Source organism: Winslowiella sp. 2C04, assembly GCF_050037805.1.
In the GTDB taxonomy this organism is placed as follows: domain Bacteria; phylum Pseudomonadota; class Gammaproteobacteria; order Enterobacterales; family Enterobacteriaceae; genus Erwinia; species Erwinia toletana_A.
Genome location: NZ_CP188300.1, coordinates 561,917 through 574,628, shown reverse-complemented (window position 1 = coordinate 574,628; position 12,712 = coordinate 561,917). Strand labels below are relative to the sequence as shown.

Here is a 12,712-nt window from a genome sequence, read left to right as displayed (position 1 = left end):
ATGGTGCTTTACAACGCAGCGTATGTTGGAGTAAAATTCCGCACCATTTTGAAATGAGCTGGCACTGACGCCAGCCGCAAAACCGAATTTATCGAGGTGAGAGTTACATGCCGGTAATTAAAGTACGTGAAAACGAGCCTTTCGACGTAGCACTGCGTCGCTTCAAGCGTTCTTGTGAGAAAGCAGGCGTTCTGGCTGAAGTCCGTCGTCGTGAGTTTTATGAAAAACCAACGACCGAACGTAAGCGCGCTAAAGCTTCTGCAGTAAAACGCCACGCGAAGAAACTGGCTCGCGAAAACGCACGCCGCACTCGTCTGTACTAATTTCTTCTGGAGGTCCGCCTCCATCGCGTATTACACGCAGACAGAGTCATTATAAGAGGCCGTGCTTTCCGAAAGGAATGCGCGGCTTGTTCTCGTTTATGAGCTGAACCATTTTTATAGGCAGAACAATCGGGGCTTATGGCTGGACGAATCCCACGCGTATTTATCAATGACCTGTTAGCTCGCACAGACATCGTGGATCTGATCGATGCACGTGTGAAGCTGAAAAAGCAGGGTAAGAACTATCATGCGTGCTGTCCTTTTCATAACGAGAAAACCCCTTCGTTTACCGTGAATGGTGAAAAGCAGTTCTATCACTGCTTCGGCTGTGGTGCCCACGGCAACGCAATTGACTTTTTGATGAACTATGATCGCCTGGAGTTTGTCGAAAGCATTGAAGAGCTGGCCACGCTGTACGGACTTGAAGTGCCGTATGAGGCGGGGAGTGGGCCGAGTCAGCTGGAACGTCATCAGCGTCAAAGCCTGTATCAGTTAATGGAAGGCTTGAGCAGCTTTTATCAACAAGCACTACCACAAGGCCCTGCCGCGCCTGCGCGCGACTATCTGGCAAAACGTGGGCTGAGCGACGAAGTAATCAAACACTTCGCGATTGGTTTTGCGCCGCCAGGCTGGGACAACGTATTAAAACGCTTTGGTCGCGACGAGGAAAATCGTCAGTCGCTGATTGATGCCGGAATGCTGGTGACCAACGACAAAGGTCGCAGCTATGACCGCTTCCGTGAACGCGTGATGTTTCCTATTCACGATAAGCGCGGGCGAGTTATTGGTTTTGGTGGCCGCGTATTAGGCGATGGTATGCCGAAATACCTGAACTCACCGGAAACCGATATTTTTCATAAGGGCCGCCAGCTGTATGGCCTGTATGAAGCTCAGAAGAACCATCCAGAGCCTGCACGTTTGCTGGTTGTGGAGGGTTATATGGATGTGGTGGCGCTGGCGCAGTTTGGCATTGATTATGCCGTCGCCTCGCTTGGCACCTCAACAACCGCCGACCATATTCAACTTCTTTTCCGCTCGACGGAAAACGTAATCTGTTGTTATGACGGCGATCGTGCAGGTCGTGAAGCCGCATGGCGTGCATTAGAAACAGCATTGCCTTACATGACCGACGGTCGTCAGCTACGCTTTATGTTCCTGCCGGACGGGGAAGACCCGGATACGCTGGTGCGTAAAGAAGGCAAAGAGGCGTTTGAAGCACGGATGGAGCAGGCAATGCCGCTCTCCAGCTTCTTATTTGACTCGCTGATGCCGCAGGTGGATCTGTCCTCACGTGACGGACGTGCGCGGCTCAGTACTCTGGCACTGCCGCTGATTAGCCAGATACCCGGTGAAACGCTGCGTATCTATCTGCGTCAGGAGCTGGGAAAGTACTTAGGTATTCTCGATGACAGCCAGTTGGAAAAGCTGTTACCGAAGAAAGCGGAAAATGCCACGCCAACGCTGGCACCTCAGCTAAAACGCACAACCATGCGTATACTGATTGGATTGCTGGTGCAGAATCCACAACTGTCCGCGATGGTGCCGTCTCTGCAAGGTCTGGGGCAGTCAAAAATGGCAGGATTGCCGCTGTTTGTAGAGTTAGTGAATACTTGCACAGCTCATCCTGGCCTGACCACCGGACAGCTACTAGAGTTATATCGTGGAACAAATTTTAGCCAGCACCTTGAAACGCTGGCAACATGGAACCACATGGTAGTAGATGACGAAGTAGAAACCATGTTTAAGGATTCACTGGCCAGCATGTACGACTCAGCGCTGGAACAGCGTCAGGAAGAATTGATTGCGCGCGATCGGACCCAGGGTCTGAATGCCGAAGAACGCCGCGAACTGTGGTCACTTAACCAGGCGCTGGCGCGTAAGTAACAGATTTTGCATTCGGCCACGGCCGGACGCAACGAACATTGAATTTGGGCAAGCAAGACAGCCCGACGCAAGACTCAGCGGCTTAAGTGCCGAATATCGTTCGGGCCGGACCCGACAGCCGCCACGAGGGCAGCGGCAATAATCTAAAAGCCTTCAACTGTTATTGTTGGCTGCATGGCCGACCGACACCAATCTAATTAACAGAAGTGTGGATACCGTCTTATGGAGCAAAACCCGCAGTCACAGCTTAAGCTACTTGTCACCCGTGGTAAGGAGCAGGGCTATCTGACCTATGCCGAGGTCAATGACCATCTGCCGGAAGATATCGTCGACTCCGATCAGATCGAAGACATCATTCAGATGATCAACGACATGGGCATTCAGGTTGTAGAAGAAGCGCCTGATGCCGACGATCTGATGCTGAACGAAAACAGTTCCGATACCGACGAAGACGCTGCTGAAGCCGCTGCTCAGGTGTTATCCAGCGTAGAATCTGAAATTGGGCGCACCACCGACCCGGTTCGCATGTACATGCGTGAAATGGGTACCGTAGAGCTGCTGACGCGTGAAGGCGAAATCGACATCGCCAAGCGTATCGAAGACGGTATCAACCAGGTGCAGTGCTCTGTTGCTGAATATCCGGAAGCGATTACCTACTTGCTTGAGCAGTACGACCGTGTTGAAGCGGGTGAAGCTCGCCTGTCTGACCTGATCACTGGTTTTGTCGATCCTAACGCCGAAGAAGATATTGCACCAACGGCAACGCACGTCGGCTCTGAACTCTCTGAGGAAGAGCGTGATAATGACGACGAAGAAGAAGACGATGACGATGACAGTTCCGACGACGACAACAGCATCGACCCGGAACTGGCGCGCGAGAAATTTACTGAGCTGCGTACCCAGTACGAAGTTACGCGTACCGTAATCAAGGCTAACGGCCGCAGCCATGCGAAAGCCGCGGCTGAGATTCAGAACCTGTCTGACGTGTTCAAACAGTTCCGCCTGGTACCGAAGCAGTTTGATTTCCTCGTCAACAGCATGCGTACCATGATGGACCGCGTTCGTACTCAGGAACGCCTGATCATGAAGCTGTGTGTTGAACTGTGCAAAATGCCGAAAAAGAACTTTATTACCCTGTTCACCGGCAACGAAACCAGCGAGACCTGGTTTAAAGCAGCACTGGCAATGAACAAGCCGTGGTCTGAAAAGCTGAATGACGTCTCTGATGACGTACAGCGTAGCTTACAGAAACTGGCACAGATCGAAGAAGAAACCGGCCTGACCATCGAGCAGGTAAAAGATATCAACCGTCGCATGTCAATCGGCGAGGCGAAAGCGCGTCGTGCGAAGAAAGAGATGGTGGAAGCAAACTTACGTCTGGTTATTTCGATTGCCAAGAAATACACCAACCGTGGTCTGCAGTTCCTTGACCTGATTCAGGAAGGTAACATCGGCCTGATGAAGGCGGTAGATAAGTTTGAATATCGTCGTGGTTATAAGTTCTCGACTTATGCCACCTGGTGGATTCGTCAGGCTATCACCCGTTCTATCGCCGACCAGGCGCGTACCATCCGTATTCCGGTGCATATGATTGAGACCATTAACAAACTCAACCGTATTTCGCGCCAGATGCTGCAAGAGATGGGCCGCGAGCCGTCGCCGGAAGAGCTGGCTGAGCGCATGCTGATGCCAGAAGATAAAATCCGCAAAGTGCTGAAAATCGCTAAAGAGCCGATCTCCATGGAGACGCCGATTGGTGATGATGAAGATTCACATCTGGGCGATTTTATCGAAGACACCACGCTGGAGCTGCCGCTGGACTCTGCCACGTCAGAAAGCCTGCGTTCTGCGACGCATGATGTTCTGGCTGGTCTGACCGCGCGTGAAGCGAAAGTACTGCGTATGCGTTTCGGTATCGATATGAACACCGACCACACGCTGGAAGAAGTCGGCAAGCAGTTTGACGTAACGCGTGAGCGTATTCGTCAGATCGAAGCGAAGGCGCTGCGTAAGCTGCGTCACCCAAGCCGCTCTGAAGTACTGCGCAGCTTCCTCGACGATTAATTTCGCCGGGCTTGCAGTGAAAAAACCCCGGTCTGCCGGGGTTTTTTATTGCCTGAAGAATTACAGCCCGCGCAACGCCAGCGCGCTGTCCAGCTCTTGATAACTGGCGACCATCTGCTCCTGCGAAGCGCGATTCAGCCCGCTGGGATTTGGCAACACCCAGACTTCGCTATCACCAATGGTAATCGCCTGCCTGCCCCACTCCACTTTGCTCTGACGAAAAGCGCGCTTAAACGCCTCTTTACCTAATACCGCCAGCGCCCTCGGCTGATAATGTTGAATCTTCTCAATCAGCGCTTTACCGCCATCACGCAATTCCAGCGCCGACAGCTCATTAGCCTGCACGGTTGGGCGCTCCACCAGCATAGTGATACCACAGCCGGTCTCCAGCAGCCGCTGCTCCTGTTCTGGTTTCAGCAACTGCGCGGTAAATCCCGCTTGCCAGATAGTCTTCCAGAAACGATTACCGGGATGGGCAAAGTGAAAGCCGGTGTGCGCCGACGACTTACCCGGATTGATCCCACAGAACACCACGCGCAGGCCCGGTGCGAGAATATCGGTAATCGGCTGTTCAGTATTATCGCTCATAATTTTCCTGTGAAAGTGACAGCACATGCAGGCGCACGCTGGCCTCAACCGCCTTGCCGCTAAAACTCTGCTGAAGGCCCCGGCTACCCGCTTATCGCGCAAGGAGAAATGGGCACCGAAGTCACTGTGGATATTAATTATTATGGACGCCATATTCAAACCGCTGCTCACCTGATACAACGCGGCGACGACTCATTCTGGATGCATTGGTAGCGGGCCATCATTAATTCCTTGAGATTCAGATGGTTTGCGCTGCATGAGGTTTGCTTAAAAAAAGGGCAACCGGACGCTTATCGCTGGATTGCGCACCAGAGTTACATTATAATCCTGCCCCGCAGGCCCCTTAGCTCAGTGGTTAGAGCAGGCGACTCATAATCGCTTGGTCGCTGGTTCAAGTCCAGCAGGGGCCACCAAATTTTAGCTTTAAAATCATATGATTAAGCCACTCTAGCGAGTGGCTTTTTTGTTGGTTAATTTTTTAGTGGCGATGAAATGGCGGTGGTTTTTCACATACTTTTACTTTTAAAGGGCGATCTCTCATGAAAAAACCTTTATTAGCTCTGTTACTAATCACTTCTCAGAGCGCATTCGCGGACAAAATACCCAACTCTATCGACAATCTGATAGCTGGTTATGATATCAGGACTCATGTACTGGAAGATGGTGAGCTGACCGTCAGATACAACAAGCAAGTACTAATGATAGACGCTGCAAAATCCATGTTCAGCGCTATATGTGATGACTACTTTATGAACAAGTGGAATCCAGAGACAATAAAAAAAATCACTCTATGGAATGTCACGTCCGATCAGGGTTACAAAATAAATGGCGGTGGGATTGAGTGTAAAAAAACTGGTTCCATGGACTTCAAGCAAGCAGAAGAATACAGAACCAGCTTAATCGAAAAAATGTAAACCTAATCAGTGGTTTTAAAAGTTCATATGGCCCTGCCCTCCCGTCGATGGGTGTGGTGGGGCATGATCAATTAGATTGGGAGTAGTAATGTATCTCACAACAGTTTCATGAGTAACAAAAGTAGCACCACAGTTAATATTTTGGCACTGGCAATAACGTTCTTTTGTCTGGTCCGATACCCTAAAGCTGCTTCTTGTATGCGCTGCGTGTCCACATTTAGGGCAATTCATCATAATCAGAACCTCATTTGACGTTTTTTAATTCACTTTAGTGAATTTACTACTATTCGAGTTCTAAATCATCAATTTTAACCTCAAGCTCCAGACTGGTAGTAAAACCATTATCCGGGCTGACCGTGTGCGTCAACGTTGTAATGGTCCATTCGGCATCGTCGATAGGCTGCTTAAAGCCGCTCATCTTTACTGGCATTTCGGTGTAGAGATCTGCCCGGCCCTCTGCGAGCTGCAGGGAGAATGACGCAACACCACGCTGCAGACGCTCCCACTGCATTTTTGCCGCACGCTCAGCATTGCTGCGATTTGCGTAAGTGCGGTTAAGAACCAGAACGTTTTCATCCGTTCCCACCAGATAATCACCCTGTTTTGCTTCCGGCTCTTTGGATTGGGTGGTTTTCTTCCGACGGCGCTTAACTCTGGTTGTTTCTTTTTTCTTGGGTTCGCGGGTATGCAGCCAGCTGGCAATAACGCCGGTATAGGCACCACGATCAGCCAGGGTAAAACGATGACCGTCACCGGCCTGGCGGGTTATGGTGATAACCGGCAGCGGCTTACCGCTCGCCGTTTTTCCCTGCCCCTGCCGGATAAACAACAGGTTTCCATCCTTAACGGAAGCAATCGCCCCATACTGTCGTGCCAGCTTCATCAGGAAACTGGCATCGCTTTCATTGGTCTGGTCCATGTGATCCAGCGCCTTGTCCGTCAGGTCTTTACCCAGCGCCATTTTTAGGTTATGCCGTGCTGCAATTTCCTTTACCACATCGCCAACGGTTGTCTGGTGCCATGACTTTTCGCGCCGAGTATTGAGGGTTTCACGGAAATCAGCGCTACGGGCACGGATAGTCAGACGATCAGGAGCACCGCTGTGCTCAATCTCATCGACAGTAAACGCCCCTTTAGGGAAAAGCGGCTGGCCTTTCCACCCCAGCGCCAGCTGAATAACAGCACCACGTCGCGGCAGAACAATCTGCCCGTCGGCGTCGTCCAGCTCCAGATCAAGCTGGTCAGCCTCAAAACCCCGGTTATCGGTCAGCGTCAAACTCGTCAGGCGCGCATCCAGCGCGGTGGTCACGTCCTTACCTTCAATGGTGATACTGAAAGCCGGGCTTTTGCTGTTCAGGTCAAAAAGATCAGAGCTAAAATTCACTGCAGCAACCCTCCAACCGTATTTTTAATATTACCTATCGCAGACGTTGCTGAGTCCTGCAGGTTACTGAGCTGATCGCTGAGACTGCCGAACATATCAGACAGCGATTCATCAACCCTTTTCAGGGTCAGTGTAAACTCAATACGGCGAGGCATTCCGCTTTCAAAAAATTCCGTTTTTGTCTGACTCAGGCTCTCGATTACAAACATGCCGTAAATGGTCCCGCTTCCCTCAATCAGGGGCCATGCTTTGCCCAGCTCTGCCATTTGCTCCAGCGCGAGTAATGACAGCCTGCCCCCGGTGACCTCCGGCAGCAGTACGCCAGATAACGTCAGCGAGTCATTATCCGGGCCAATAAACTGCGTTGATGGTCGTCGGTTCACCCGACTGTTGGCGGCGTGTCGCCAGCTTCGCTGATACTGCAGCTCCTGATATGGCACTGTACGCAGCATAAAGACATATAACCCCAGCACCATCATCATGATTCATATCCCCCTTGATCACTGAAATTACTGCGCGCTTTAGCCCTGGTCTTGCGCTCGCGTTCGTCAAGCTGTCGGGCAACTTCACGGGCAATATCTTGCGCACTCTGCCCTGGCTGAGCATAGATAGTGATCGGTGCGTGAGTTTCAAAGTGCATCACTGGCGGCGCACTGGCAGATTTCGCAGGCTGGCTTTGTTTATATGCCACAGTAGGCAGGCTGTAAGGATGTAGTGGAGCAGCCTCTGCAGGTGCTGCCGCTACGCCCATGACACCTGCAACGACGGAAGCCAGCGCGGCAGTGCGCCGCCTGCTGGTCACATTTGCGGGGCCGTTCACAATTTCAGGGCCGTTCTCCCCAACAATACCAAACTGACCGCGCGGAATAATCCCACCACTGTCATACATCCCGGCAAACGGAACGGCAGCAGCTGCTGCTCCACCAACCACCTGCACCTGTGCTTTACCTTGTGTTTTATTATTTCCGGTCATCCAGTCAGGCAGATAATCGGTGACTGAGGAAAGCTTGCTTTTGAGTGTCTCCCATTTGGCATTAACTCCATCGAGAATGCTGTCAATAATGGCGCTGCCCATGTCCTGAAACTTCGCAGGAAGCGCGGCAACATCAGCCAGGATCGAATTCCATTTTTCACTAATAGATTGTCTGATATTGGCCCACGCGTCAGAAACGCCAGATTTTATTGCATCCCAATTTTTAGCTATTAATCCCGGCAAGGTATAATTAAAGAACAGTGACTTAATCCCCTCCCATGCGGCACTGGCCTTTTCTTTAATCCAATCCCATGCCGTACCTGTGGCATTACATACGGCATCCCACATGGCCTTGAACTTTGGCCCAAGAGTGTCCCAATTCTGCCAGATATAAATAGCACCAGCAGCGATCAGCCCTATGACAGCCAGTATAGGGTTTGCAAACATCAATCGGCCCAGCCATATAACTGACTTGCCAACAGAACTTATTGCTTTCCCAATAAGACCAAATGCAGATGAAAATTTTAGCCCCATCACCCCTGCGCTCATTCGCACTACTGCCATCGGCCCTAACACGGACGCCAGCGCCAGTGAAACAACCCCAGCTGCGGTGGCAACAATGGCAAAGCCAGCTGCCAGCTTAAACAGCACAGAGGTCAATTGTGGGTGTCGTTTAACAAAACCATCCAGACGCGAAGCCAGTTCACCCAACCAGTCAGCCAGCTTCTTTAATGCAGGGGCAACTGTTTCACCGATACTAGCCATAGCATTGGTAAAGGAACCTGTAGCGGCTTCCCATTTATTACCAAGAGTATTCAAGGAGGCATCAACACGCTCGCGCAGAGAAGCCTGATTTTGTAGCTTTGAAGCCGTTTCACGATACCCTGAGATGCCTTTGGTAATCATAATATTTAGCACCTGCAGCGTTTCCGCATCATCCCCAAAAATACCTTTTAACGTAGCTAACCTTTTCTCAGTATTAAGCTTTTGGAGTTGAGCTAATTGCGTGTACATTTTCTCCAGCCCGCCAAACTCCCCCTTTCCATCAGTAAAATCGAACCTAACGCCAGTGCCTTTTAGTTCATCATTAGCATCCTTCACTTTTTCCGTATTCATGACGGACTGAAATACTTTTCGGTAGGCATTACCAGCTGACTCTCCAGCCATACCAGCCTGATCAGCCATAACTAATAGAGGAGCAAATGTCTTAGCCGCGTCCAATCCCTTTTTATGAATAATATCCATCGCGCTGCTGATTTTTGAGAACCCCTGCAGCATATTTCCTGAATCTACCCCCGCGTAGAATCCTTTCTGGATCACGTCCATCAGATTCATCATGTCTTTTTCGGAGGTCTGAGTAGCATCTTGTAACTTAGCCGCAAACTCAGCTGCTGCAGTGGGAGCCATCTGTAACTGCACGCCAAGATAAGCTGCTGACTCTCCCAAGCCGCCCAGGATGACCTGCGCCGACATACCCTGACGGCGTAGCATAGTCATCATGTTCTGAAAGTCGGCTGTTGTTCCCGGCAGCTTATCGCCCAAAGCAACTGCAAGCCGGTTAATTTTTTCAAATTCAGGCGCTACCTTTCCGCCCGGTCCCATCATAGAACCGGCGAGCTGATTCGCTGCATTTTCTGATTCTGAATAGGCTTTTACTGGAGCCAACAACGTCATGCCAGTAGTTACCCCAGCCGCCATCGCCCCTGCACCATTACCTGCCAGAGAGTTCCTTAACTCGCGGGTCTTTTCAGCCTTGGCTTTGATGGCGTTGAGCTTTCGCTGACGCTCGCCAACTTCACGCAGCCTGCGCTCCTGCTCAGCCAACTGTCGGTTATACCGCTCAGTTTCTCGTGCAATCCGTGCCGTCTCACGCGCTCCGCCCCCAGCAGATAACCCCAGCCGATAAAGCTCAGCCCTGGCTGCCGCCATCTGGCGAGTTTCCTGTTGCTGTTTTTGTTCAAGACGTGAAACAGCACGCCACTGAGCTTCAAGCGCCTGCGTTTGTTTTTTTGTCGGGGATTCCAAAGATGACATTTCGCGCGTCATCATTTGAGCGCGTAGCCTCGCCTGATCCAGTTCGGCACCAGTACGGCTAACACTTTTAGTTAGCTGATCGAAAGATTTAAGCTGACCTCCAGCATCACTCAGCTTTTTAATCTGATCGCGGGTTTGTCGAATTGCTGATGCCAGCTCCTTAGAGCCAGCCTGTGCATTTTTAAATGGGCGGGTTAACTTATCCACCGCCCCCAGAACTACCTGCAGTCGCAGGTTATTATCACTCATCGCTGGCCCCGATTCTCTGAATCGCTTTATGCCGCCACTCCAGCACATCAGTCAGCGGCATAACGTCAGTGATGGACGGCGACCAGTGAAAGATGGTGGCAATATCTGCCACCAGATCATCAACCGTCAGGTTGTCGGCAAATCGGCAAGCACCGACTTCGGCAACAAAAAAGTCACCACCTCTACAGCCATTGCTGTCAGATCGGCGGGGTCCAGCTCTGCCATTTCCTGCGCAGTCAGCGTCGGAGTGGAGATTCGCGGGATCACAGTCATCATCGCGCCCACGTCCATATCCATAATGGCCTGCAGACGGGTGCCACGCAGTGCGCCGGACTGCGGCTTGCGCAGCACAATTTCGGTAATTTCAGTTTTACCGCGCATGATGGGGGTATCCAGTTTTACGGTCTTTTCAGTCAGCTTGTCGCTCATGTTCGTATCCTGTTAATGAAATACTGGCGCGGCTGCCCGCGCCGTTAAGGTTAATCAGAGGCCGAGGGCATTACGGTGTTCTTCCATCAGGTCCACGCCGTCAACGATTTCTACCATGTTGACCAGATCGACCTCATAGAGCACCTCACCGTTAATGGTCAGCTTCGCGTAGCTGTTGGTGCTGCTGACTTTGGTTGTGCTGCTCTCGCCGGTTTTCCACTCGCCGGAATCCACTTCTTTATGACGCCCGCGCACAACCAGCTCAACAGCCTGCACTTCGCCGGTATCGTCACGCTGAATGGAGCCGGTGAAACGCAGCTGGATTCCGTCAACCGTGGCCTTGCCCATCTGCTTAAATAACAGCAGTTCGGTGCCGCCGATTGAAAATTCCGTGTCCAGTGCGCCGTCATCCAGCCCCATGTCCACGTCCACCGCGCCCGGCATACCGCCGCCGCGATACTTCTCAAACTTGCGGGTGAATTTCGGCAGGGTCAGAGACTCAACGATCCCCTGCCAGTTGTTCCCGTCGTTGAACAGGTTCAGGTGTTTTAACTTGCGTGGTAAAGCCATGGTGTCCCCTTACGCGCTGACCTGGCTGGAGAAATCCAGCAGGTACTGATCGGTGATGCGCTGGCGCAGCATCAGGTTTTCAAGCGGCGGCACCGGCGTGTAGTCGTAGTCGATAGTGAGTTTCCCGGCTTTCAGGGAGTCTTTATCGTTCACCGATTCATCCAGCCAGCAGTCTGCGCCGATAATGTAGCCCTGCGTTTTCAGGCTGCGCAGCTTGGCGCGGATACCTTCGATAATGTCACGGGCCAGCGACGGGTTAAGCACGCCATCCACCGCCCACATGTGCGCTTCTGCGATGGTGTCAGCCAGCACCTGCGCCGTGCGGGTGTAGTTCTCAAAGGCAAACAGCGGATCGTCACTGAGGCAGCGGGAACCCCAGAAGCGGAAGCCGTCTTTGCGGATCAGCGTCGTGACGTCGTTCTGGTTCAACAATCCCGCATCGGTTGCCGGGTCCTGCAGATCCCAGAAAACATCAGCGGAAATGCCGGTGACGCCATTCACGCCCACGTTGGACAGGGTTTTATGCCAGCCGGTCTGTTCGTCAATTTTGGCGCGCAGGCCGAGCGCACGGGCGGAGGCGTAAGCCGTCGCATCCGCATTCAGCACGGTGTCAAAGTTGATGAAGTCAGGCCAGATCAGCATCCCCTCGCGCTGGCTGAAATTGTCACGGTAGGCAATCGCTTCTTCCACCATTTTGCAGCCGTAGGCGGACAGGTAGGCAAACCCTCGCAGACTCTGCGCCACGCTCAGCAGTTCAGTAGCAACCGCCTGCGTGTCGTGTCCCGGCACGCCGAGGATGCGCGGCTTGACGCCCAGCTGCGACTGCGCCGAAAGCAGCGCTTTCATGCCCGTTTTTTTACCGTCAGCGGTCACGCCGCCGATAATGTTGGAGGTCGTTTCCGCTTCGGTTTCGCCCTGCGCCACACGTACAACGACGGTCACGGGTTTAGCCTGGTCTGCAATCGCATCCAGCGAACGGGCCAGCGTGCCGGACTCTCCCGCTTTACCGCTGGCGGTCAGCACATCAGTCAGCAGGACCGGCTTATTGAGGGGGAACATGGACGCATCAGCATCATCGCCGGTGCAGACCATGCCCACGATGGCGGTGCTCACCGTGGTAATGGATCGGGTGCCCTCGTTGACTTCAACAACGCGCACCCCGTGGTGGTAATCCTGAGCCATAAGGCAGTCTCTCCGGTTTACAGGGGGTGTGTCTATGTTCTGGTTGATATGCGTGCGGCGCACGCGCCGAGCTGTGTGTGGGGAATGGAACAATGGAAGGGATAAAAAAATCCCCGCA

The 12,712-nt window shown here is 52.3% G+C and carries 13 protein-coding genes and 1 tRNA gene; 5 read left to right on the top strand and 9 right to left on the bottom strand.

The window, feature by feature from the left end:
• Positions 1–107 precede the first annotated feature (107 nt).
• The 3 genes from rpsU to rpoD all read left to right on the top strand — a co-directional run bounded on the left by rpsU (position 108) and on the right by rpoD (position 4,271).
• Positions 108–323, top strand: coding sequence for a 30S ribosomal protein S21 (gene rpsU, locus ACP3TC_RS02575; protein ID WP_001144069.1), 216 nt, complete (start codon positions 108–110; stop codon positions 321–323).
• A gap of 138 nt (positions 324–461) precedes the next feature.
• Positions 462–2,207 carry a DNA primase gene (gene dnaG, locus ACP3TC_RS02570; protein ID WP_426817462.1) on the top strand — a complete coding sequence of 582 codons (1,746 nt, stop codon included), beginning with the start codon at positions 462–464 and terminating at the stop codon, positions 2,205–2,207.
• A gap of 222 nt (positions 2,208–2,429) precedes the next feature.
• Positions 2,430–4,271: an RNA polymerase sigma factor RpoD gene (gene rpoD / locus ACP3TC_RS02565; RefSeq protein WP_313853800.1), complete on the top strand. Its 1,842-nt coding sequence runs from the start codon at positions 2,430–2,432 to the stop codon at positions 4,269–4,271.
• Between the two features lie 60 nt (positions 4,272–4,331).
• Here rpoD and mug read toward each other — a convergent pair whose 3' ends face one another.
• Positions 4,332–4,859 (bottom strand): G/U mismatch-specific DNA glycosylase, encoded by a 528-nt coding sequence (mug, locus tag ACP3TC_RS02560; RefSeq protein ID WP_313853801.1) that lies wholly within the window; start codon positions 4,857–4,859, stop codon positions 4,332–4,334.
• 337 nt (positions 4,860–5,196) lie between these two features.
• Between mug and ACP3TC_RS02555 the strand changes: the two genes are divergently transcribed.
• Both ACP3TC_RS02555 and ACP3TC_RS02550 read left to right on the top strand, forming a co-directional pair.
• Positions 5,197–5,272: transfer RNA gene (locus tag ACP3TC_RS02555), tRNA-Ile, on the top strand.
• Positions 5,273–5,398: 126 nt separating this feature from the next.
• Positions 5,399–5,773, top strand: a complete 375-nt coding sequence (locus ACP3TC_RS02550) for a hypothetical protein (RefSeq protein WP_426817461.1) — start codon at positions 5,399–5,401, stop codon at positions 5,771–5,773.
• 15 nt (positions 5,774–5,788) lie between these two features.
• On the opposite strand, the gene ACP3TC_RS02545 is transcribed toward ACP3TC_RS02550, so the two are convergent.
• The 8 genes from ACP3TC_RS02545 to ACP3TC_RS02510 are packed head-to-tail and all read right to left on the bottom strand — an operon-like array spanning position 5,789 to position 12,594.
• On the bottom strand, positions 5,789–6,007 hold the full coding sequence (locus tag ACP3TC_RS02545; RefSeq protein ID WP_053216766.1) for an ogr/Delta-like zinc finger family protein: 219 nt from the start codon (positions 6,005–6,007) through the stop codon (positions 5,789–5,791).
• 49 nt (positions 6,008–6,056) lie between these two features.
• The gene (locus ACP3TC_RS02540; RefSeq protein ID WP_426817460.1) at positions 6,057–7,157 is read right to left on the bottom strand and encodes a phage late control D family protein; all 1,101 of its coding nucleotides are present in this window, start codon (positions 7,155–7,157) and stop codon (positions 6,057–6,059) included.
• On the bottom strand, positions 7,154–7,639 hold the full coding sequence (locus ACP3TC_RS02535) for a phage tail protein (protein ID WP_025711954.1): 486 nt from the start codon (positions 7,637–7,639) through the stop codon (positions 7,154–7,156). The genes ACP3TC_RS02540 and ACP3TC_RS02535 overlap by 4 nt, the downstream gene beginning before the upstream one ends.
• Entirely contained in the window at positions 7,636–10,413 is a 2,778-nt protein-coding gene (locus tag ACP3TC_RS02530; protein ID WP_426817459.1) for a phage tail tape measure protein, read from the bottom strand. The genes ACP3TC_RS02535 and ACP3TC_RS02530 overlap by 4 nt, the downstream gene beginning before the upstream one ends.
• The gene (locus tag ACP3TC_RS02525) at positions 10,406–10,525 is read right to left on the bottom strand and encodes a GpE family phage tail protein (protein WP_426817458.1); all 120 of its coding nucleotides are present in this window, start codon (positions 10,523–10,525) and stop codon (positions 10,406–10,408) included. The genes ACP3TC_RS02530 and ACP3TC_RS02525 overlap by 8 nt, the downstream gene beginning before the upstream one ends.
• A 14-nt stretch (positions 10,526–10,539) precedes the next feature.
• Positions 10,540–10,842: a phage tail assembly protein gene (locus ACP3TC_RS02520; protein ID WP_032233623.1), complete on the bottom strand. Its 303-nt coding sequence runs from the start codon at positions 10,840–10,842 to the stop codon at positions 10,540–10,542.
• A 54-nt stretch (positions 10,843–10,896) separates the two neighbouring features.
• Positions 10,897–11,412 (bottom strand): phage major tail tube protein, encoded by a 516-nt coding sequence (locus ACP3TC_RS02515; protein WP_024552851.1) that lies wholly within the window; start codon positions 11,410–11,412, stop codon positions 10,897–10,899.
• Between the two features lie 9 nt (positions 11,413–11,421).
• Positions 11,422–12,594 carry a phage tail sheath protein gene (locus ACP3TC_RS02510; protein WP_426817457.1) on the bottom strand — a complete coding sequence of 391 codons (1,173 nt, stop codon included), beginning with the start codon at positions 12,592–12,594 and terminating at the stop codon, positions 11,422–11,424.
• Positions 12,595–12,712 lie beyond the last annotated feature (118 nt).